At 54.6% G+C, this 20,716-nt stretch carries 19 protein-coding genes, 1 tRNA gene, 2 rRNA genes and 1 pseudogene; 11 read left to right on the top strand and 12 right to left on the bottom strand.

The window, feature by feature from the left end:
- Nucleotides 1-90 precede the first annotated feature (90 nt).
- On the top strand, nt 91-1,236 hold the full coding sequence (gene blaACT, locus AC2TE5_RS02040; RefSeq protein ID WP_484613304.1) for an ACT family cephalosporin-hydrolyzing class C beta-lactamase: 1,146 nt from the start codon (nt 91-93) through the stop codon (nt 1,234-1,236).
- Nucleotides 1,237-1,358: 122 nt separating this feature from the next.
- Entirely contained in the window at nt 1,359-1,889 is a 531-nt protein-coding gene (locus AC2TE5_RS02035; protein ID WP_213329048.1) for a lipocalin family protein, read from the top strand.
- Here AC2TE5_RS02035 and sugE read toward each other — a convergent pair.
- Nucleotides 1,886-2,203 carry a quaternary ammonium compound efflux SMR transporter SugE gene (gene sugE / locus AC2TE5_RS02030; protein ID WP_148244443.1) on the bottom strand — a complete coding sequence of 106 codons (318 nt, stop codon included), beginning with the start codon at nt 2,201-2,203 and terminating at the stop codon, nt 1,886-1,888. The two genes, AC2TE5_RS02035 and sugE, sit on opposite strands and share 4 nt — an antisense overlap.
- A gap of 261 nt (nt 2,204-2,464) precedes the next feature.
- On the opposite strand from sugE, the gene AC2TE5_RS02025 reads away from it, so the two are divergent.
- Nucleotides 2,465-3,064 (top strand): helix-turn-helix transcriptional regulator, encoded by a 600-nt coding sequence (locus tag AC2TE5_RS02025; protein WP_213329049.1) that lies wholly within the window; start codon nt 2,465-2,467, stop codon nt 3,062-3,064.
- Between the two features lie 36 nt (nt 3,065-3,100).
- On the opposite strand, the gene ecnB is transcribed toward AC2TE5_RS02025, so the two are convergent.
- From ecnB to efp, 3 genes are all read right to left on the bottom strand, one after another.
- A complete protein-coding gene (gene ecnB / locus AC2TE5_RS02020) occupies nt 3,101-3,247 on the bottom strand; it encodes a lipoprotein toxin entericidin B (protein ID WP_014168289.1) in 147 nt (48 codons plus the stop codon).
- 108 nt (nt 3,248-3,355) lie between these two features.
- Entirely contained in the window at nt 3,356-3,487 is a 132-nt protein-coding gene (locus AC2TE5_RS02015) for an entericidin A/B family lipoprotein (protein WP_024907352.1), read from the bottom strand.
- Between the two features lie 58 nt (nt 3,488-3,545).
- Nucleotides 3,546-4,112 (bottom strand): elongation factor P, encoded by a 567-nt coding sequence (gene efp / locus AC2TE5_RS02010; RefSeq protein ID WP_010427766.1) that lies wholly within the window; start codon nt 4,110-4,112, stop codon nt 3,546-3,548.
- A gap of 40 nt (nt 4,113-4,152) precedes the next feature.
- Here efp and epmB point away from each other — a divergent pair, with 40 nt between their 5' ends.
- Nucleotides 4,153-5,181, top strand: a complete 1,029-nt coding sequence (gene epmB, locus AC2TE5_RS02005; protein WP_484612559.1) for an EF-P beta-lysylation protein EpmB — start codon at nt 4,153-4,155, stop codon at nt 5,179-5,181.
- 66 nt (nt 5,182-5,247) lie between these two features.
- Here the strand turns inward: epmB and AC2TE5_RS02000 are convergent, their stop codons facing one another.
- The 3 genes from AC2TE5_RS02000 to AC2TE5_RS01990 all read right to left on the bottom strand — a co-directional run bounded on the left by AC2TE5_RS02000 (nt 5,248) and on the right by AC2TE5_RS01990 (nt 7,704).
- On the bottom strand, nt 5,248-5,601 hold the full coding sequence (locus AC2TE5_RS02000; RefSeq protein WP_023310115.1) for a DUF4156 domain-containing protein: 354 nt from the start codon (nt 5,599-5,601) through the stop codon (nt 5,248-5,250).
- Nucleotides 5,602-5,735: 134 nt separating this feature from the next.
- The gene (gene groL, locus AC2TE5_RS01995) at nt 5,736-7,379 is read right to left on the bottom strand and encodes a chaperonin GroEL (RefSeq protein ID WP_029742112.1); all 1,644 of its coding nucleotides are present in this window, start codon (nt 7,377-7,379) and stop codon (nt 5,736-5,738) included.
- Between the two features lie 31 nt (nt 7,380-7,410).
- Nucleotides 7,411-7,704: a co-chaperone GroES gene (locus tag AC2TE5_RS01990; RefSeq protein ID WP_003855929.1), complete on the bottom strand. Its 294-nt coding sequence runs from the start codon at nt 7,702-7,704 to the stop codon at nt 7,411-7,413.
- A gap of 179 nt (nt 7,705-7,883) precedes the next feature.
- On the opposite strand from AC2TE5_RS01990, the pseudogene yjeH reads away from it, so the two are divergent.
- Nucleotides 7,884-9,134: pseudogene (yjeH, locus tag AC2TE5_RS01985) on the top strand (L-methionine/branched-chain amino acid transporter).
- A gap of 24 nt (nt 9,135-9,158) precedes the next feature.
- Here yjeH and AC2TE5_RS01980 read toward each other — a convergent pair.
- Nucleotides 9,159-9,623: an FxsA family protein gene (locus AC2TE5_RS01980; RefSeq protein ID WP_032651318.1), complete on the bottom strand. Its 465-nt coding sequence runs from the start codon at nt 9,621-9,623 to the stop codon at nt 9,159-9,161.
- A gap of 335 nt (nt 9,624-9,958) precedes the next feature.
- Here AC2TE5_RS01980 and aspA point away from each other — a divergent pair, with 335 nt between their 5' ends.
- The 5 genes from aspA to AC2TE5_RS01955 all read left to right on the top strand — a co-directional run bounded on the left by aspA (nt 9,959) and on the right by AC2TE5_RS01955 (nt 15,541).
- A complete protein-coding gene (aspA, locus tag AC2TE5_RS01975) occupies nt 9,959-11,395 on the top strand; it encodes an aspartate ammonia-lyase (RefSeq protein ID WP_003855923.1) in 1,437 nt (478 codons plus the stop codon).
- A 115-nt stretch (nt 11,396-11,510) separates the two neighbouring features.
- Nucleotides 11,511-12,812, top strand: a complete 1,302-nt coding sequence (locus AC2TE5_RS01970; protein WP_032662382.1) for an anaerobic C4-dicarboxylate transporter — start codon at nt 11,511-11,513, stop codon at nt 12,810-12,812.
- 113 nt (nt 12,813-12,925) lie between these two features.
- Nucleotides 12,926-13,249, top strand: a complete 324-nt coding sequence (cutA, locus tag AC2TE5_RS01965) for a divalent cation tolerance protein CutA (RefSeq protein WP_014168278.1) — start codon at nt 12,926-12,928, stop codon at nt 13,247-13,249.
- The gene (locus AC2TE5_RS01960) at nt 13,225-14,916 is read left to right on the top strand and encodes a protein-disulfide reductase DsbD (RefSeq protein WP_484612558.1); all 1,692 of its coding nucleotides are present in this window, start codon (nt 13,225-13,227) and stop codon (nt 14,914-14,916) included. Before cutA ends, AC2TE5_RS01960 begins: the two co-directional genes overlap by 25 nt.
- A gap of 49 nt (nt 14,917-14,965) precedes the next feature.
- Nucleotides 14,966-15,541 (top strand): transcriptional regulator, encoded by a 576-nt coding sequence (locus AC2TE5_RS01955; protein WP_023310110.1) that lies wholly within the window; start codon nt 14,966-14,968, stop codon nt 15,539-15,541.
- Here the strand turns inward: AC2TE5_RS01955 and AC2TE5_RS01950 are convergent.
- Nucleotides 15,538-16,128, bottom strand: a complete 591-nt coding sequence (locus AC2TE5_RS01950; RefSeq protein WP_213329054.1) for a LysE family translocator — start codon at nt 16,126-16,128, stop codon at nt 15,538-15,540. The genes AC2TE5_RS01955 and AC2TE5_RS01950 overlap by 4 nt on opposite strands.
- Before the next feature lie 36 nt (nt 16,129-16,164).
- Entirely contained in the window at nt 16,165-17,010 is an 846-nt protein-coding gene (locus AC2TE5_RS01945; protein ID WP_213329055.1) for an AraC family transcriptional regulator, read from the bottom strand.
- Nucleotides 17,011-17,179: 169 nt separating this feature from the next.
- Here AC2TE5_RS01945 and AC2TE5_RS01940 point away from each other — a divergent pair.
- A tRNA-Phe gene (locus AC2TE5_RS01940) sits at nt 17,180-17,255 on the top strand.
- 210 nt (nt 17,256-17,465) lie between these two features.
- Here the strand turns inward: AC2TE5_RS01940 and rrf are convergent.
- Nucleotides 17,466-17,581, bottom strand: a 5S ribosomal RNA gene (gene rrf, locus AC2TE5_RS01935).
- Between the two features lie 70 nt (nt 17,582-17,651).
- Nucleotides 17,652-20,555, bottom strand: a 23S ribosomal RNA gene (locus AC2TE5_RS01930).
- Between the last annotated feature and the right edge of the window lie 161 nt (nt 20,556-20,716).

Here is a 20,716-nt window from a genome sequence, read left to right as displayed (position 1 = left end):
ACCGTTTGTCAGCCATAGTCAAATCCAACAGACTACAGCGGTCTGACGGGCCCGGACACTCCCTTGAACTGCTATTACGGAAGATAAATGATGATGACAAAATCCCTTTGCTGCGCCCTGCTGCTCAGCACCTCCTGCTCGGTATTGGCTGCCCCGATGTCAGAAAAACAGCTGGCTGAGGTGGTTGAACGTACCGTTACGCCGCTGATGAAAGCGCAGGCCATTCCGGGCATGGCGGTGGCGGTGATTTATCAGGGTCAGCCGCACTACTTTACCTTCGGTAAAGCCGATGTTGCGGCAAACAAGCCTGTCACCCCACAAACCTTGTTCGAACTGGGTTCTATAAGTAAAACCTTCACCGGCGTACTGGGTGGCGATGCGATTGCTCGCGGTGAAATATCGCTGGGCGATCCGGTGACCAAATACTGGCCTGAGCTGACGGGCAAGCAGTGGCAGGGGATCCGCATGCTGGATCTGGCAACCTATACCGCAGGCGGTCTACCGTTACAGATACCGGATGAGGTCGCGGATAACGCCGCTCTGCTGCGCTTTTATCAAAACTGGCAGCCGCAGTGGAAGCCGGGTACCACGCGTCTTTATGCCAATACCAGCATCGGCCTTTTTGGCGCGCTGGCGGTCAAACCTTCCGGCATGAGCTATGAGCAGGCCATAACGACGCGGGTCTTTAAGCCGCTCAGGCTGGACCATACCTGGATTAACGTTCCGAAAGCGGAAGAGGCGCATTACGCCTGGGGATACCGTGACGGTAAAGCGGTACACGTTTCGCCAGGCATGCTCGACGCGGAAGCCTATGGCGTAAAAACCAACGTGCAGGATATGGCAAGCTGGGTAATGGTCAACATGAAGCCGGACTCCCTTCAGGATAATTCACTCAGGCAAGGCATTGCCCTGGCGCAGTCTCGCTACTGGCGCGTGGGGGCCATGTATCAGGGGTTAGGTTGGGAAATGCTTAACTGGCCCGTCGATGCCAGAACCGTGGTTGAAGGTAGCGACAATAAGGTGGCGCTGGCGCCGCTGCCCGCGAGAGAAGTAAATCCACCAGCGCCTCCGGTAAAAGCCTCATGGGTGCACAAAACCGGCTCAACCGGCGGGTTTGGCAGCTACGTGGCCTTTATTCCTGAAAAGCAGCTCGGCATTGTGATGCTGGCAAATAAAAGCTATCCGAACCCGGCACGCGTTGAGGCGGCATACCGTATCCTCGACGCGCTGCAGTAAAACATTGCCGGGTGGCGGCTTAGCCTTACCCGGCCTACAAAATCCACGGTGTGACGCCGCACAAAAACCACATTTTCCTTGCCGTCATCTACACTTAACAAAAAAACAGTAAGGAAACTCCTATGCGCATTCTGCCTGTTATCGCCGCGGTGACAGCCGCGTTTTTAGTGGTTGCCTGCAGTTCCCCTACCCCACCGCCTGGCGTTACCGTCGTCACGCCTTTTGATGCACAACGCTTCCTTGGAACATGGTATGAAATCGCGCGCCTCGACCATCGGTTTGAGCAGGGCCTGGAGAAGGTCACGGCAAATTACAGTCCGATGGACGATGGCGGTATTCAGGTGATCAACCGGGGCTATAATCCCGACCGGGAGATGTGGCAACAGTCGATTGGGAAAGCGTACTTCACGGGCGACCCGCGACGGGCCGCGCTCAAAGTCTCTTTCTTTGGTCCGTTTTATGGCGGCTACAACGTGATAGCGCTCGACAGAGAGTACCGTCACGCGCTGGTCTGCGGGCCGGATCGCGACTATCTGTGGATACTTTCCCGCACGCCAACTATTTCGTCAGAAATGAAACAGCAGATGCTGGACGTCGCGACCCGGCAAGGGTTTGATGTGTCAAAACTTATCTGGGTAAAACAACCCCGTTAATGGGTACTGAGCTTCAGCCCAATGATCCCGGCCACAATCAAGGCGAGGCTGGCGATACGCGCCAGACTCGCTGACTCTCCCAGCAGCAGAATGCCGGTGATGGCGGCCCCTACCGCACCAATGCCCGTCCAGACGGCATAAGCCGTTCCCACAGGCAGCGAGCGCATCGCCCAGGATAACAGGACAATACTCACGATCATCGCGGTGATGGTAATGACGCTGGGCGTCAGACGGGTAAATCCGTGGGTGTATTTGAGACCAATCGCCCATACCACTTCGAGCAGGCCAGCAATAAAAAGAATGATCCAGGACATTTCAGGCTCCTTAACTTAATTCAAGTTGGGGCCGTCCCCGGTGAAAGAAATGCTTACGGGTCGTCCCGTAAGGCAGAGATTACGCCCCATATTGTGGTTAGCGTGCTATTTTTTTTCAATCATTTTTTGCTGAACACGTTAAGGCAAGAAATAGCCGCAGTATGGCGCGTAGTTCCGGCATTTAGCACTCATCCGACTTCTCTATGATGATGTGCTTTCTGATGGCAGGAAGCCAAACCACTAGCCGACTGCGAATAAAATATGTTCAAAATTCTTTTGATTGACCGTTGTCACTTCACCCGCACGGGATTTGAAGCATGGCTCAATCATTCCGGTTTGTTCCCGGGACACTACGTTGTGACCGGGCTGAATAATCTGTTCCTTGCCAGAGAGCACATTCTGCAATGGAAACCCACGCTGGTTATCGCTGACCTGTACGGCTTCAGGCAGGATATTCATCATTTTCAGCAGCTCTCGTCCTTGCTCAACGCCAGTGAACGCTTACCGTTTATTTTGCTGCAATCGGGAGAGGACAACGGCATGACAGACTGGCTCGGCCAGTTCCCGGTGTGGTCGTCGTTGTTGAAAAACGCCAGTCTCGGAGAGGTGGCAACGGTTATCAACGACGCATTGATCTCGCGCTCATGCGCTGAAAGGCCAACGGCAGCCGCCCCCTTGCTAACCCGGCAGGAAGAGAAAGTGCTGACATTGTGGATGGACGGCGCGAGCAATCAAAAAATTGCCGCTCACCTGAGTATCAACGGAAAAACGGTCTATACCTATAAGCGCAATATCCGCATGAAATTGCATATGGATACGCGTTTTTCTCCGTTCTTATCCCTGCAGGAATCAGAAAGCTGACGGTACGAAACCCGCTGGTCCCGTACCGTGTGTTAATTACTGCTGAGCTTTTGATGCCGCGCCAGAGATTGCGCTACCACCTTCAGAAATATCCTGACCGACGCCACGCGTGGTATTACAGGCCGTTAACACTGAAGAAAGTACCAGGACTGAAAAGATCGCTGCAATTGTCTTCTTAACCATAATATCTTCCTTTTATAGCCAAAGTTGTTTTGTGTATAGCAACTTAAGAATAGACAAGATCCCGCCGGTTGACGGAAAAGGAAGCATTTTTAGGAAAATTAGACGAACTTAGCTGGCGGCGTGAGAAATGATATGACCGAGATCCTGGATATCTTGTCCCATTCCACGCGTGGTGTTACAGCCGGAGAGCAATGCGCTGGAAAGCGCTAACAGAAGCAGAATTTTAACGGTACGTTTCATCATCCCTGCCTGCAAAAATCAGGCGCAGCGGGCGCTGCGCCTTCAATCATGACGTAAATTACTTCACGCGGGACACGTATTCGCCGGAGCGGGTATCCACTTTGATCACTTCGCCAGTCTGTACGAACAGGGGCACTTTAACCACTGCACCGGTAGACAGTTTGGCTGGTTTACCGCCGGTACCTGCGGTATCACCTTTCAGACCTGGATCGGTTTCAACGATTTCCAGTTCTACGAAGTTTGGTGGGGTCACAGCGATAGGCTGGCCGTTCCACAGGGTCACGATGCACTCAGCCTGATCCAGCAGCCATTTAGCGCTGTCACCTACCGCTTTCTCATCAGCAGACAGCTGTTCGAAAGTGGAGTTGTTCATGAAATGATAGAACTCACCGTCGTTGTACAGATAGGTCAGGTTCATATCAACAACATCAGCGCCTTCAGCGGAGTCAGTAGACTTGAAGGTTTTCTCAACACGGGTACCGGTCAGCAGACGGCGCAGCTTAACGCGTGCGAATGCCTGGCCTTTACCTGGTTTAACGAATTCGCTGGCTTCAACCGCGTACGGTTCGCCGTCCATCATGATTTTAAGACCAGCACGAAAATCGTTGCTATAGTACGTTGCCATAAGGCCCTCTAAATTTGTTAACTGGTAGCTAAGCCACAAAATGGCGCATATTGTAACCCTAAACACCCCGTCCAGAGAAGATTGGTTATCGCAACTTGCCGATGTAATCACCAGTCCTGATGAATTGCTGCGTCTTTTAGACCTCGATCAGCACCCAGAGTTGCTTGCAGGCCGCGAGGCAAAGCGCCTTTTCGCCCTGCGCGTTCCCCGTGCGTTTGTGGCGCGGATGGAGAAAGGCAACCCTGACGATCCGCTATTAAAACAAACGCTTACTTCGCAGGATGAGTTTGTCACCGCGCCGGGTTATAGCACCGATCCGCTAGAAGAGCAGAACAGCGTGGTGCCGGGTTTACTGCATAAGTATCTCAACCGCGCCCTGCTGCTGGTAAAAGGCGGCTGTGCGGTAAATTGTCGTTATTGCTTCCGTCGGCACTTCCCTTACGCCGAAAATCAGGGCAATAAACGCAACTGGCAGGTCGCGCTGGACTATATCGCCGCCCATCCGGAGCTGGATGAGATTATTTTTTCCGGCGGCGACCCGCTGATGGCGAAAGATCATGAGCTGGACTGGCTGCTGACCGAGCTTGAAGCCATCCCGCATATTAAGCGCCTGCGTATTCACAGCCGTTTACCGATTGTTATTCCGGCGCGGATCACGGACGGCCTGGTATCACGCCTGGAGCAGTCTCGCTTGCAGGTGCTGCTGGTGAACCATATCAACCATGCGAACGAAATTGACGATGCGTTTCGCGCGGCGATGGCGCGTATGCGTAAAGCGGGCGTGACGCTGCTGAACCAGAGCGTGCTGCTGCGCGGCGTGAATGACAGCGCCCGCGTGCTGGCCGACCTGAGCAATGCCCTGTTTGATGCGGGCGTGATGCCCTATTACCTGCACGTGCTGGATCGCGTTCAGGGCGCGGCCCATTTCATGGTGACGGATGAAGAAGCCCGGCAGATTATGCGCGAACTGTTAACGCTGGTTTCAGGCTATATGGTGCCGAAGCTGGCACGCGAGATTGGCGGAGAGCCGAGCAAGACGCCGCTGGATTTGCAGCTGCGGCAGCTCTAAAAAGGCAGGTGGCGCTACGCTTACCTGCCCTACGGGGTCCGGGCGCAGCGCCATCAGCAAGTTAACTCAGTTCGGGCACTTGTAGACCTGGCCGTTCATCTGGCTGGCGGTCGGCACGAAGCTGGACAGCATACTCTGCGTTGGGCTGCTCACGCCGTAAATTACGTTACCGCCCATTGCCGCAGCCTGGTTACGCAGGGCATTCGCCGCACCGCGCATAGAACCACCTTCTTCGCCATGCTGACCTGACATCCAGTTACTTTGCTCACCGGTTGCCGTGCCTAACAGCTGGCATTCACTGCCAGGCTTATCTTCCACAAAGCGAACGCCCTGGCCCGCTGCCGACAGCTCATTGCTGGAGCTACAACCCGCCAGCAGCAATGCTGCCCCTACAATCCCTGCACAGACTTTTACGCGCATGTTATTCCTCGTTTTCAATAAGCTGGACAGTAGTTGTCCGTGTGTAAATCTTATACCTAAAAGATGACCAAAAGAAAAACCCCCGAGCATTTCTGCCCGGGGGTTTTTCACATTCTACGACGTAGAGCGCACGATTACATCATGCCGCCCATACCGCCCATGCCGCCCATGCCTGCAGCACCTAAGTCAGGTGCATCGCCTTTAGGCAGGTCGGTTACCATGCACTCGGTAGTGATCATCAGGCCAGCAACAGATGCCGCGTACTGCAGAGCAGAACGGGTCACTTTAGTTGGGTCCAGGATACCGAAGTCGATCATGTTGCCGTATTCTTCAGTTGCCGCGTTGTAACCGTAGTTACCTTCGCCCGCTTTCACGTTGTTGGTCACAACAGATGGCTCTTCACCGGCGTTGGACACGATCTGACGCAGAGGCGCTTCCATTGCGCGCAGCGCAACTTTGATACCCACGTTCTGATCTTCGTTCTGTGCGGTCAGGCCTGCCAGCTTAGCGGCAACACGCACCAGCGCAACACCACCACCAGCAACCACGCCTTCTTCTACCGCAGCACGGGTCGCGTGCAGGGCATCGTCAACGCGTGCTTTTTTCTCTTTCATTTCAACTTCGGTCGCTGCACCAACTTTGATTACCGCAACGCCGCCAGCCAGTTTCGCTACGCGCTCCTGCAGTTTTTCACGGTCGTAATCGGAAGTTGCTTCTTCGATCTGCTTACGGATCTGACCCACGCGGCCCTGAATAGCGGCTTCTTCACCCACGCCATCGATGATGGTGGTGGTGTCTTTGTTGATCACAACGCGTTTCGCCTGGCCCAGGTCTTCCAGGGTCGCTTTTTCCAGCTCCATACCGATCTCTTCAGAGATAACGGTACCGCCGGTCAGGGTAGCGATATCCTGCAGCATCGCTTTACGGCGATCGCCGAAGCCAGGTGCTTTAACCGCAGCCACTTTCACGATGCCGCGCATGGTGTTAACCACCAGGGTCGCCAGCGCTTCGCCTTCAACGTCTTCAGCGATGATCACCAGCGGCTTGCCTGCTTTCGCAACGGCTTCCAGCACTGGCAGCATTTCGCGGATGTTGGAGATTTTCTTGTCAGCCAGCAGGATGAACGGGCTTTCCAGCTCAACAGCGCCAGTCTCTGGCTTGTTGATGAAGTATGGGGACAGGTAACCGCGGTCGAACTGCATACCTTCAACCACGTCCAGTTCGTCTTCCAGACCGGTACCGTCTTCAACGGTGATCACGCCTTCTTTACCGACTTTGTCCATCGCTTCAGCGATCAGTTTACCTACGGTTTCGTCGGAGTTAGCGGAGATGGTACCAACCTGAGCAATGGCTTTAGAGTCAGAGCACGGTACGGACAGCGCTTTCAGTTCTTCAACAGCGGCAGTGACGGCTTTGTCGATACCACGTTTCAGATCCATTGGGTTCATGCCCGCAGCAACGGCTTTCAGACCCTCGGTGATGATCGCCTGCGCCAGTACGGTCGCGGTGGTGGTACCGTCGCCTGCAGCGTCGTTCGCTTTAGAGGCAACTTCTTTCACCATCTGCGCGCCCATGTTTTCGAACTTGTCTTCCAGCTCAATTTCACGTGCTACAGAAACACCATCTTTGGTGATGGTTGGCGCGCCGAAGGATTTATCCAGCACTACGTTACGGCCTTTCGGGCCCAGGGTCACTTTAACTGCATCTGCCAGTACGTTTACGCCGCGGAGCATTTTTACACGAGCGTCGTTACCGAATTTTACGTCTTTAGCTGCCATGTTCTTATTTCCTCAAATTCTCGTGCGTAAATTACGCTTCAACAATTGCCAGAATGTCGCTCTCGGACATGATCAACACTTCTTCATTGTCGATCTTCTCGGATTTCACGCCGTAGCCATCGTTGAAAATTACGATGTCACCAACTTTAACGTCCAGTGGCTGCACAGTTCCGTTTTCCAGGATGCGGCCCTTACCGACAGCGATGATTTCGCCACGCGTTGATTTGGCTGCTGCAGAACCGGTCAGAACGATGCCGCCAGCAGACTTGGTTTCAACTTCTTTACGTTTGACGATCACACGATCATGTAACGGACGAATACTCATTGATAGCTCTCCTTTGAGAAAGTCATTATCAGTTATGGATGACGCCGGCCCGCATGCGGTTTTCCGACTAGTGCCCTGAGAGATGGGGATAGCTTTTTACCCCTTCAAGGGGGAGTCGAAAAAAAAATTTGCGAAAGTGTTACCATCGCCTCTCTTTTGGTACGGGCAGGGCGATGTCAATGAGTGGACTCAAGCAGGAGTTGGGGCTGGCGCAGGGCGTTGGACTGCTCTCAACCTCCTTGTTAGGTACGGGCGTGTTTGCCGTCCCTGCGCTGGCGGCGCTGGTGGCTGGAAATAACAGCCTGTGGGCGTGGCCAGCGCTGATTGTACTGGTTTTCCCGATAGCCATTGTGTTTGCCATTCTGGGGCGGCATTTCCCCAGCGCGGGCGGCGTGGCGCACTTTGTCGGCCTGGCCTTTGGCCCGCGGCTGCAGCGCGTCACCGGCTGGCTGTTTCTCTCCGTCATTCCGGTTGGCCTTCCTGCGGCGCTGCATATTGCGACCGGCTTTGGTCAGGCGCTGTTTGGCTGGCATAACGAGCAGTTATTGCTGGCCGAACTGGGTACGCTGGCTATCGTCTGGTGGGTAGGCTCTCGCGGAGCGAGCTCCAGCGCCAACCTGCAGACGCTGGTTGCGGTGCTGATTGTCGCGCTCGTTGCCGCTATCTGGTGGGCAGGCGATATCACAATCAAGGAAATTCCCTTCCCGGCGGTGACAGACGTCGACCATTCACAGCTTTTCGCCGCGCTCTCCGTCATGTTCTGGTGTTTTGTAGGTCTGGAAGCCTTTGCCCATCTGGCGTCGGAATTTAAGCAGCCTGAACGCGATTTCCCCCGCGCGCTGATGATAGGCCTGCTGCTGGCAGGTACGGTCTATTGGGCCTGCACCGTGCTGGTATTACACTTCAACGCGTTCGGTGCGGATCTCGCCGCTGCTGCATCGCTGCCGGGTATCGTGGTGGAGCTGTTCGGCGTGAAGGCGCTGTGGATCGCCTGCGTCATTGGCTATCTGGCCTGTTTTGCCAGCCTGAATATTTATATCCAGAGCTTTGCGCGCCTGGTGTGGTCGCAGGCGCTCGACAAACCTGAGAATCGCCTCGCGCGCCTGTCTAAACGCCAGCTTCCGCTGAATGCCCTGAATGCCGTACTGGGCTGCTGCGTGCTGAGCACGCTGTGTATTTACGCGCTGAAGATCAATCTGGACGCGCTGATCGTCTAAGCCAACGGTATTTTCATCATGATCTACCTGCTGTGCATGCTGGCGGGATGTCGCTTGCTGAAAGGTCGATATAAAGCACTGGCGGTCGTCGGGGGCGTGCTTTGCCTGCTGTTGCTGGCGATGGTGGGATGGAAGAGTCTGTACGCGATTGTCATGCTGGCAGGGCTGTGGCTGTTTTTGCCGAAGCGCGGTGCGCTGCCGGAGGCCCGGTAAGCGAAACGCCACCGGGCAACAACATCACCGATCGTCTTTATGGTCTAAACGGTCGTGCTGTTCATCCTTACGCTGATACTCCCCTTCAAAGGTATCGCCCGGCCCGGTGCTGAACCCGCCCCCCGGCATACGGCTAAAGCGCAGATGCGGCAGCAGCTTCATGGTCAGGTGTTTTTGCACCGGCGGCAGAAGCAGCAGAAGGCCGAGGAAGTCGGTGAAGAACCCCGGCAGGATCAGCAGCAGCCCCGCAATAATCAGCGATACGCTTTTGATCATCTCCGCTGCCGGGCTTTCGCCTGCAGCCATCTTCTCCTGCATTAACAGGAAATTTTTGAAACCCTGATTACGCACCAGCGACATGCCGATGACGGAGGTGAAAATCACCAGAATCAGCGTCAGCAGGACGCCCAGCACATGGGCAACCTGGATGAAAATGGAAATCTCAATGTAAACATAGAGAAAGAAAGCAATAAACGGTATCCAGCGCACTGGCATCTCCTGTGTGGCAAGGGCCATCGGGCCCCTGTCTGAATGTGTTCGCGACGCGCGTTTGTATGAAATGGTGACGGTTAGCGAAAATTCAATCAGTTTGCACGGATATTTTTTTTGGAAATATTAAAGCGGTGACCCATTTCACAGATTAATAATTATCATGGAATCGGCTCGATAATAAGTGATCCAGCTTACGGCAATTCGCTATCATCAGCATATGATCTCGAGCATCTGGCTGATTGAGGGAATAATCGTCGGCCAGAAAATATTCAAAACCACATAAATACTGTGTGTTTAGTACAATCCATCGGCAGCTTGAAAAGAAGGTTCACATGTTAAACAACATTCGTATCGAAGAAGACTTGTTGGGTACCAGGGAAGTTCCAGCGGATGCCTACTACGGTGTTCACACTCTGAGAGCGATTGAAAACTTCTACATCAGCAACAGCAAAATCAGCGACATCCCTGAGTTTGTCCGTGGCATGGTGATGGTGAAGAAAGCCGCAGCGCTGGCCAACAAAGAGCTGCAAACCATTCCTAAAAGCGCGGCAAATGCGATTATCGCGGCCTGCGATGAAGTGCTGAACAACGGCAAATGCATGGACCAGTTCCCGGTTGACGTCTATCAGGGCGGCGCGGGCACCTCCGTCAACATGAACACTAACGAAGTACTGGCAAACATTGGCCTGGAGCTGATGGGTCACCAGAAAGGTGAATACCAGTACCTGAACCCGAACGACCACGTTAACAAATGCCAGTCCACCAACGACGCCTACCCTACCGGCTTCCGTATCGCGGTGTATGCCTCTGTAGTGAAACTGGTAGATGCGATCAACCAGCTTGGTGATGGCTTCCAGCGTAAAGCGGTTGAGTTCCAGGACATCCTGAAAATGGGTCGTACCCAGCTGCAGGACGCAGTGCCGATGACGCTCGGCCAGGAATTCCACGCGTTTAACGTGCTGCTTAACGAAGAGACCAAAAACCTGCTGCGCACCTCCGAGCTGCTGCTGGAAGTGAACCTGGGCGCAACCGCCATCGGTACGCGTCTGAACACCCCGGACGGCTATCAACAGCTGGCGGTACAGAAGCTGGCTGAAGTCTCTAACCTGCCGGTTGTGCCTGCAGAAGACCTGATTGAAGCGACGTCCGACTGCGGCGCCTACGTCATGGTACACAGCGCCCTGAAACGTCTGGCAGTGAAACTGTCCAAAATCTGTAACGACCTGCGCCTGCTCTCTTCCGGTCCGCGCGCTGGCCTGAACGAAATCAACCTGCCAGAACTGCAGGCCGGTTCGTCCATCATGCCAGCCAAGGTGAACCCGGTTGTGCCAGAAGTGGTGAACCAGGTTTGCTTCAAAGTCATCGGTAACGATACAACCGTGACCATGGCCTCTGAAGCGGGTCAGCTGCAGCTGAACGTGATGGAGCCAGTGATTGGCCAGGCGATGTTTGAATCTATCCACATCCTGACCAACGCCTGCTACAACCTGCTGGAAAAATGCATTAACGGCATCACAGCGAATAAAGAAGTCTGTGAGGGTTATGTCTATAACTCCATCGGGATCGTCACCTACCTCAACCCGTTCATCGGTCACCACAACGGTGACATCGTCGGTAAGATTTGCGCCGAAACCGGTAAGAGCGTACGTGAAGTGGTGCTGGAGCGCGGGCTGTTGACCGAAGCTGAGCTGGACGATATCTTCTCGGCCCAGAACCTGATGCACCCGGCATATAAAGCAAAACGATATACCGATGAAAGCGAACAGTAACCGTTCAGGCTAGGCTTCTTAAGGCACGTCACTTGTGACGTGCCTTTTTTCTTTTTAGGCGTTACCAAAATACAACAATTCAATATCAACTTGTTAATAAGCAAGGAAGGTCCTTATGTTTGGAGCAGAACTCGTCATCGTCTTGTTGGCGATTTATTTGGGAGCAAGACTCGGGGGTATCGGCATCGGTTTTGCTGGCGGTCTCGGGGTGCTCGTTCTTACCCTTATCTTTCAGATTAAACCCGGCGCAATCCCGTTTGACGTTATCGAAATCATCATGGCAGTTATTGCCGCTATCGCCGCCATGCAGGTGGCAGGCGGTATGGACTACCTGGTGAGCCTGGCGGAGCGTATGCTGCGCCGCCATCCAAAATACATTACCTTCCTTGCCCCGCTGGTGACCTGGTTTATGACCATTCTCGCCGGTACGGGCCACACCGCCTTCTCTACGCTGCCGGTGATTACCGAAGTGGCGAAAGAGCAGGGTATCCGCCCGTCTCGTCCGCTCTCTATTGCCGTTGTTGCGTCCCAGATTGCGATTACCGCCTCGCCGATTTCCGCTGCGGTGGTCTTCTTCGCCGGTATCCTTGAGCCGATGGGCGTGAGCTACCTGACGCTGCTGGCGATCTGTATCCCGGTGACGCTGATTGCGGTGATGATCACTGCCGTGCTGTGTAACTTCCTCGGCGCCGAACTGAAAGACGATCCGGTTTATCAGGAACGTCTTGCCAAGGGCGAAGTGAAACTGCGCGGCAGCCAGGTCTTCGAGCTGAAGCCGCACGCAAAACGCTCCGTACTGCTGTTCCTGATCGGTATTGTCGCCGTCATGTTCTACGCGACCGCTATCAGCGATACCGTGGGCCTGATCCAGAACCCGGTCCTGCCGCGTAACGAAGCGATTGTGGTGTTTATGCTGACCATCGCGACGCTGATTAGCATCACCTGTAAAATTGATACCAGCGAAGTGCTGAACGCCAGCACCTTCAAATCCGGTATGAGCGCCTGCGTGTGCGTCCTCGGCGTAGCCTGGCTTGGTGATACCTTCGTGAAAGCGCACATCAGCGACATTCAGACCGTAGCAGGCGACCTGCTGCACAACTATCCGTGGCTGCTGGCGGTGGTGCTGTTCTTTGCAGCTACCCTGCTTTACTCCCAGGCGGCGACCACCAAAGCGCTGATGCCTGCGGCACTGATGCTGGGCGTTACCCCGCTAACGGCGATTGCCTCTTTCGCGGCGGTTTCTGCCCTGTTCGTTCTGCCAACCTACCCAACCCTGCTGGCGGCGGTTGAAATGGACGACACCGGCTCAACCCGTATCGGTAAGTATGTGTTTAACCACGCGTTCCTGATCCCGGGCGTGGTCGCCATTTCGCTGTGCGTGATCCTCGGCTTTATCATTGGCGGCGTGGTGCTGTAAACGGTGAGTGGTTGTAAAAATAGTTAAAATCGGGCCGCTCTGCGGCCCGTTTCATTAATGACCAACCGCCTTGCGTGATATAGTGAAGCCTTTCGTGATGAGGAGGTCGACTTGTGAACACGCCTGATGCTGTTGTCGTACTGTGTACCGCCCCTGATGAAGCCTCTGCCCAGGATCTCGCCGCCAAAGTGCTGGCCGAAAAACTGGCTGCCTGCGTGACGCTCCTCCCCGGTGCCACCTCCCTTTATTACTGGGAAGGCAAGCTGGAGCAGGAGTACGAAGTCCAGATGTTGCTCAAAACCAATCTGGCGAATCAGCAGGCGCTCCTGGACTGCCTCAAATCTCATCATCCTTACCAAACCCCGGAACTGCTGGTCTTGCCAGTGGTTCATGGCGATAACGACTATCTCTCATGGCTCAACGCTTCTTTACGCTGATCCTGCTGCTGTGCAGCACGTCAGCTTTTGCCGGGTTGTTTGACGCGCCCGGCCGTTCGAACTTCATCCCTGCCGACCAGGCTTTCGTTTTTGACTTTCAGCAAAACCAGCACGATCTCAGTCTTACCTGGCAGGTGAAAGAGGGCTATTACCTCTATCGCAAGCAGGTGAGTATTACTCCTGCCCAGGCCAACGTGGGCGCATTACAGTTGCCCGCTGGCGAGTGGCACGAGGACGAGTTCTACGGCAAGAGTGAGATCTACCGCCAGCGCCTAAGCGTCCCCGTCACGGTGAATCAGGCGGATAAAGGCGCGACGCTGACGGTCACCTATCAGGGGTGCGCGGACGCCGGATTCTGCTATCCACCGGAAACGAAGGTCGTTCCGCTCAGCGAAGTTAAGGCTGCCGCCGCTTTCTCCCCTCTCCCCTCGGGCGAGACAAGCGAAGAGCGCACAGACCTTCCGTTCTCAGCGCTTTGGGCCTTGCTGATCGGTATCGGCATTGCCTTTACGCCGTGCGTGCTGCCGATGTATCCGCTCATCTCTGGCATCGTGCTGGGCGGTAAGCAACGGCTTTCCACCGCACGCGCCCTGCTGTTGGCCTTTATTTATGTGCAGGGCATGGCGTTGACCTACACAGCCCTTGGCCTTGTGGTTGCCGCTGCCGGGTTACAGTTCCAGGCCGCGCTGCAGCATCCTTACGTCCTTATTGGCCTGTCGGTGGTCTTCATCCTGCTGGCACTGTCGATGTTCGGCCTGTTTACCCTGCAGTTACCGTCGGCTTTGCAGACTCGCTTAACGCTGATGAGTAACCGCCAGCAGGGTGGCTCGGCGGGTGGGGTATTCGCGATGGGAGCCATCGCCGGTTTGATTTGTTCCCCTTGCACCACCGCACCGCTGAGCGCCATCCTGCTCTATATCGCCCAGAGCGGCAATATGTGGCTCGGCGGTGGAACGTTGTACCTGTATGCCCTGGGCATGGGCCTGCCGCTGATTCTGGTCACGGTTTTCGGCAATCGACTGCTGCCGAAGAGCGGCCCGTGGATGGAGACGGTGAAAACCGCGTTTGGCTTTGTCATCCTCGCGCTGCCGGTGTTCCTCCTTGAGCGTATCATCGGCGACGCCTGGGGTTTGCGCCTGTGGGCGATGCTCGGCGTAGCATTCTTTGCCTGGGCGTTTATCGTCAGCCTGGGGGCGAAAAAAACGTGGATGCGCCTGGTGCAAATCCTCCTGCTCGCTGCCGCGCTGGTGAGCGTACGCCCTCTGCAGGACTGGGCGTTCGGCACACCAGTGGGTCAGACGCAAGCGCATCTGAACTTCACCCAGATTAAAAACGTGGATGAACTCAACATCGCCCTGGCAGAGGCAAAAGGCAAACCGGTGATGCTCGATCTCTATGCCGACTGGTGTGTCGCCTGCAAAGAGTTTGAAAAATATACCTTTAGCGATCCACAGGTGCAAAGCGCCCTGAAAGAGACCGTTTTGCTCCAGGCGAACGTGACCGCCAATAATGCGCAGGATAAGGCTCTGCTGAAGCAGCTTAACGTGCTCGGGCTGCCAACCATTCTGTTCTTCAATCAACAGGGCCAGGAGCAGCCAGAACAGCGTATAACCGGGTTTATGGATGCAGCGGCATTTAGCGCGCATTTGCGCAATCGCCAACCGTAAACAACACTTTAAACGGGACAAACCGTTGGGAATAGCGGAGGAGATAACCGTGCAACGTGAAGACGTACTGGGACAAGCCCTGCAACTACTTGAGATTCAAGGGATCGCCAGCACCACGCTTGAGATGGTAGCCGACCGTATCGATTATCCCCTGGATGAACTTAAGCGCTTCTGGCCGGATAAAGAGGCGCTACTCTATGATGCCCTGCGCTATCTCAGCCAGCAGGTTGATATCTGGCGCAGGCAACTGATGCTGAATGAAGAACTGACTGCGGAGCAAAAGCTTCTGGCGCGCTATACCGCCCTGACGGAGTGCGTCAGCAACAACCGCTACCCGGGTTGTCTGTTCATCGCCGCCTGCACTTATTTTCCCGACCCAGGCCATCCTATCCACCAGTTGGCGGAGCAGCAAAAACGGGCGGCGCATGACTTCACCCACGAGCTGCTGACCACGCTGGAAGTCGATGATCCGGCGATGGTGGCGAAGCAGATGGAGCTGGTGCTGGAAGGTTGCCTCAGCCGCATGCTGGTGAACCGTAGCCAGGCCGATGTGGATACGGCACACCGTCTGGCGGAAGATATTTTGCGATTTGCTCAGTGTCGTATGGGTGGGGCACTGACCTAAGCCAGGATGCCCGCCCAGGCAGAGACGAGAAGACACAGCGCCATCAGGCGCTGAAACCGCACCATCGCCACGGTGGTGCGAAAAATTCGGTTCACCGCTTTACCCAACCACGCCCAGCACATCAAACAGACTATTGAGATCAGCAGAAACCATAGCGCCATTAGCGCAATCTCCCGCAATGCATGGTCGCCAGCAGGGGCAAACAGACTGACGACGGCCAGCGCCATCATCCAGGTTTTCGGGTTCACGATCTGCAGCAGCGCCGCCGCCTGAGCGGTGAATCGGATACGGTTCTCAGCGGAAAGACGGGCGGCCGGAGCGCGAAATAGCTGCCAGCTCATCCAGCTTAGCCACAGCACGCCTGCCCAGCTCATTATCTGACGTATCAGAGGATACTGACGCAGCACTTCTCCTGCGCCCGCGCCTGATACCAGCACGATCGCACTGGCTGCGATACACCCGCCCAGAATAGCAGGTACGGTATTTTTTACGCCAAAGTGCTGGCTGTTCGTCAGCACCAGAATATTGGTTGGCCCCGGCGTAATGGAGGCGACAAATGCGAACAACAGAAAGGGTATCAAACTCACAGGTGGCTCCTTTTTATTAGAGCCATGAATGTGCCGTTATTTTTTGGAAACGTCTGGAAGGTTTGTGCACAACCGGCGGTAGTGTGCAGGAGAGATACGATAAGCCCGCTGAAACCAACGCCCCAAATGGCTTTGATCGGCAAAACCCACTGCGGCAGCCACATCAACGGGCTGGTCACCGCGCGCCAACAGCTGTCGGGCCTTTGCCAGACGCAGCTGAATAAGCCATGCGTGGGGCGCCAGGTTGAACTCGCGCTTGAAACAGCGCGTCAGGGTAAAGCGATCCGTGCCCGTCTCGCGCGCAAGGTCTGACAGCCCCACGTTCTCACCGATATGGGCATAGAGATAGTCGCGCGCACGATGCGCCACGGCAGCGCTTTGTAACTGCGACGGCAGTTTCTTACGCCAGTGACAATGGGCGGTGATCCGGGAGAGCAGATTATCCATTGTGCTCTGCTGAACGATTTTCATCTCGTCATTATGCAGGGTAGAGAATGTCTCACCGATAGCGCGCACCAGCTGCGGTTCCCGCGTCAGCGTTTGGGCAAAGTGGAGTGAATAACTCCCGGGAGTCGATTCGTAGAGCCCCTGTAGCGCACCGGTAAGCCAGCACTCATCAAGATAGAAGGTCAGATAGGTAAAACCGCCCTCAACAGGCGCATCTCCGTCGTGAATTTCTCCAGGCTCGAGGAGAAATGCGTCGCCCGGCTGGCTACGATGACGCTCACGGCGGCAATGAAACTGCTGCGTGCCGGAGAGGGTTATCCCTACCAGATAGCTATCGTGCCAGTGCGGATCAAAGGCATGCCCTTCGAAATGCGCTTTAATCGTCTCAATACCCGTATCTGCATGCTGACGCAGTTCAAGCCAGTCATTCGTCATACTGCCCTCCTCTTACTCTCAGCATTGCCGTATCACGCAGGTACTGTCTGGAAGATTTGTGCATTTTCACGGCGAAAGCGGACAGATTGCCGCAAACTTAAGCAGTTGAACAGCTTTTCCCGAAATAATGTTGACGATCGGACGTGATTGCGGTTTAATGCGCTCCGTTGCCCGGATAGCTCAGTCGGTAGAGCAGGGGATTGAAAATCCCCGTGTCCTTGGTTCGATTCCGAGTCCGGGCACCACTATTTAAAGAACCCAGCCTATGGCTGGGTTTTTGCTTTTCTGCGTTTATAAATCCCTTCTTTGTATTCTTGTTTCTTTTTATCGTGCGATCCGCTTGTCGAGCCTGTGGATTTTGTAGGCCGGATAAGGCGAAGCCGCCATCCGGCATCATTTCTGACGCACAAAGCAAAAAACCCCGCACCTTCCGGTACGGGGTTCTTCTAATTGATGCCTGGCAGTTCCCTACTCTCACATGGGGAGACCCCACACTACCATCGGCGCTACGGCGTTTCACTTCTGAGTTCGGCATGGGGTCAGGTGGGACCACCGCGCTAAAGCCGCCAGGCAAATTCTGTTAATCTGTATCAAGCTGAGTTGAATGTGTCGTCTCTTCGCCGAAACAGCTTCGGCGTTGTAAGGTTAAGCCTCACGGTTCATTAGTATCGGTTAGCTCAACGCATCGCTGCGCTTACACACCCGACCTATCAACGTCGTAGTCTTCAACGTTCCTTCAGGACCCTTAAAGGGTCAGGGAGAACTCATCTCGGGGCAAGTTTCGTGCTTAGATGCTTTCAGCACTTATCTTTTCCGCATTTAGCTACCGGGCAATGCCATTGGCATGACAACCCGAACACCAGTGATGCGTCCACTCCGGTCCTCTCGTACTAGGAGCAGCCCCCCTCAATTCTCCAGCGCCCACGGCAGATAGGGACCGAACTGTCTCACGACGTTCTAAACCCAGCTCGCGTACCACTTTAAATGGCGAACAGCCATACCCTTGGGACCTACTTCAGCCCCAGGATGTGATGAGCCGACATCGAGGTGCCAAACACCGCCGTCGATATGAACTCTTGGGCGGTATCAGCCTGTTATCCCCGGAGTACCTTTTATCCGTTGAGCGATGGCCCTTCCATTCAGAACCACCGGATCACTATGACCTGCTTTCGCACCTGCTCGAGCCGTCACTCTCGCAGTCAAGCTAGCTTATGCCATTGCACTAACCTCCTGATGTCCGACCAGGATTAGCTAACCTTCGTGCTCCTCCGTTACTCTTTGGGAGGAGACCGCCCCAGTCAAACTACCCACCAGACACTGTCCGCAACCCGGATTACGGGTCTACGTTAGAACACCAGCCATTAAAGGGTGGTATTTCAAGGTCGGCTCCACGCAGACTGGCGTCCACGCTTCAAAGCCTCCCACCTATCCTACACATCAAGGACCAGTGTTCAGTGTCAAGCTATAGTAAAGGTTCACGGGGTCTTTCCGTCTTGCCGCGGGTACACTGCATCTTCACAGCGAGTTCAATTTCACTGAGTCTCGGGTGGAGACAGCCTGGCCATCATTACGCCATTCGTGCAGGTCGGAACTTACCCGACAAGGAATTTCGCTACCTTAGGACCGTTATAGTTACGGCCGCCGTTTACCGGGGCTTCGATCAAGAGCTTCGCGTTGCCGCTAACCCCATCAATTAACCTTCCGGCACCGGGCAGGCGTCACACCGTATACGTCCACTTTCGTGTTTGCACAGTGCTGTGTTTTTAATAAACAGTTGCAGCCAGCTGGTATCTTCGACTGATTTCAGCTCCACCCGCAGGGGCTTCACCTACACATCAGCGTGCCTTCTCCCGAAGTTACGGCACCATTTTGCCTAGTTCCTTCACCCGAGTTCTCTCAAGCGCCTTGGTATTCTCTACCTGACCACCTGTGTCGGTTTGGGGTACGATTTGATGTTACCTGATGCTTAGAGGCTTTTCCTGGAAGCAGGGCATTTGTTACTTCAGCACCGTAGTGCCTCGTCATCACACCTCAGCGTTAATAAGGTACCGGATTTACCTGGAACCTCCGCCTACATGCTTAAACCGGGACAACCGTCGCCCGGCTAACATAGCCTTCTCCGTCCCCCCTTCGCAGTAACACCAAGTACAGGAATATTAACCTGTTTCCCATCGACTACGCCTTTCGGCCTCGCCTTAGGGGTCGACTCACCCTGCCCCGATTAACGTTGGACAGGAACCCTTGGTCTTCCGGCGTGCGGGCTTTTCACCCGCATTATCGTTACTTATGTCAGCATTCGCACTTCTGATACCTCCAGCACCCCTCACAGGACACCTTCAACGGCTTACAGAACGCTCCCCTACCCAACAACACCTAAGTGTCGCTGCCGCAGCTTCGGTGCATGGTTTAGCCCCGTTACATCTTCCGCGCAGGCCGACTCGACCAGTGAGCTATTACGCTTTCTTTAAATGATGGCTGCTTCTAAGCCAACATCCTGGCTGTCTGTGCCTTCCCACATCGTTTCCCACTTAACCATGACTTTGGGACCTTAGCTGGCGGTCTGGGTTGTTTCCCTCTTCACGACGGACGTTAGCACCCGCCGTGTGTCTCCCGTGATAACATTCTTCGGTATTCGTAGTTTGCATCGGGTTGGTAAGCCGGGATGGCCCCCTAGCCGAAACAGTGCTCTACCCCCGAAGATGAGTTCACGAGGCGCTACCTAAATAGCTTTCGGGGAGAACCAGCTATCTCCCGGTTTGATTGGCCTTTCACCCCCAGCCACAAGTCATCCGCTAATTTTTCAACATTAGTCGGTTCGGTCCTCCAGTTAGTGTTACCCAACCTTCAACCTGCCCATGGCTAGATCACCGGGTTTCGGGTCTATACCCTGCAACTTAACGCCCAGTTAAGACTCGGTTTCCCTTCGGCTCCCCTATACGGTTAACCTTGCTACAGAATATAAGTCGCTGACCCATTATACAAAAGGTACGCAGTCACACCACGAAGGTGCTCCCACTGCTTGTACGTACACGGTTTCAGGTTCTTTTTCACTCCCCTCGCCGGGGTTCTTTTCGCCTTTCCCTCACGGTACTGGTTCACTATCGGTCAGTCAGGAGTATTTAGCCTTGGAGGATGGTCCCCCCATATTCAGACAGGATACCACGTGTCCCGCCCTACTCTTCGAGTTCACAACCTGTGTGCTTTCGTGTACGGGGCTATCACCCTGTATCGCCGGACTTTCCAGACCGTTCCACTAACACACAAGCTGATTCAGACTCTGGGCTGCTCCCCGTTCGCTCGCCGCTACTGGGGGAATCGGTTGATTTCTTTTCCTCGGGGTACTTAGATGTTTCAGTTCCCCCGGTTCGCCTCGTTAACCTATGTATTCAGTTAACGATAGTGTGTCGGAACACACTGGGTTTCCCCATTCGGACATCGCCGGGTCAAAGGTTCATATCACCTCGCCGGCGCTTTTCGCAGATTAGCACGTCCTTCATCGCCTCTGACTGCCAGGGCATCCACCGTGTACGCTTAGTCGCTTAACCTCACAACCCGAAGATGTTTCTTTCGATTCATCATCGACTTGCGAAAATTTGAGAGACTCGAACACACCAATTAAGATGTGTCGTTTCAATTTTCAGCTTGATCCAGATTTTTAAAGAGCAAATATCTCAAACGTCACCCGAAGATGAGTTTTGAGATACGG

This window comes from Enterobacter sp. N5-15, assembly GCF_057221635.1.
This window is presented reverse-complemented; position numbering and strand designations above follow the sequence as displayed.

Excerpts from the sequence above, each read along its gene's own strand:
- AC2TE5_RS02035 (WP_213329048.1), top strand. The coding sequence starts at position 1,359 with ATGCGCATTCTGCCTGTTATCGCCGCGGTGACAGCCGCGTTTTTAGTG.
- AC2TE5_RS02015 (WP_024907352.1), bottom strand. The coding sequence starts at position 3,487 with ATGAAACGTACCGTTAAAATTCTGCTTCTGTTAGCGCTTTCCAGCGCA.
- AC2TE5_RS02000 (WP_023310115.1), bottom strand. The coding sequence starts at position 5,601 with ATGCGCGTAAAAGTCTGTGCAGGGATTGTAGGGGCAGCATTGCTGCTG.
- efp (WP_010427766.1), bottom strand. The coding sequence starts at position 4,112 with ATGGCAACGTACTATAGCAACGATTTTCGTGCTGGTCTTAAAATCATG.
- AC2TE5_RS01945 (WP_213329055.1), bottom strand. The coding sequence starts at position 17,010 with ATGACGAATGACTGGCTTGAACTGCGTCAGCATGCAGATACGGGTATT.
- AC2TE5_RS01960 (WP_484612558.1), top strand. The coding sequence starts at position 13,225 with ATGGCTCAACGCTTCTTTACGCTGATCCTGCTGCTGTGCAGCACGTCA.
- aspA (WP_003855923.1), top strand. The coding sequence starts at position 9,959 with ATGTTAAACAACATTCGTATCGAAGAAGACTTGTTGGGTACCAGGGAA.
- AC2TE5_RS01970 (WP_032662382.1), top strand. The coding sequence starts at position 11,511 with ATGTTTGGAGCAGAACTCGTCATCGTCTTGTTGGCGATTTATTTGGGA.
- groL (WP_029742112.1), bottom strand. The coding sequence starts at position 7,379 with ATGGCAGCTAAAGACGTAAAATTCGGTAACGACGCTCGTGTAAAAATG.
- AC2TE5_RS01990 (WP_003855929.1), bottom strand. The coding sequence starts at position 7,704 with ATGAGTATTCGTCCGTTACATGATCGTGTGATCGTCAAACGTAAAGAA.
- blaACT (WP_484613304.1), top strand. The coding sequence starts at position 91 with ATGATGACAAAATCCCTTTGCTGCGCCCTGCTGCTCAGCACCTCCTGC.
- AC2TE5_RS02025 (WP_213329049.1), top strand. The coding sequence starts at position 2,465 with ATGTTCAAAATTCTTTTGATTGACCGTTGTCACTTCACCCGCACGGGA.
- ecnB (WP_014168289.1), bottom strand. The coding sequence starts at position 3,247 with ATGGTTAAGAAGACAATTGCAGCGATCTTTTCAGTCCTGGTACTTTCT.
- sugE (WP_148244443.1), bottom strand. The coding sequence starts at position 2,203 with ATGTCCTGGATCATTCTTTTTATTGCTGGCCTGCTCGAAGTGGTATGG.
- epmB (WP_484612559.1), top strand. The coding sequence starts at position 4,153 with ATGGCGCATATTGTAACCCTAAACACCCCGTCCAGAGAAGATTGGTTA.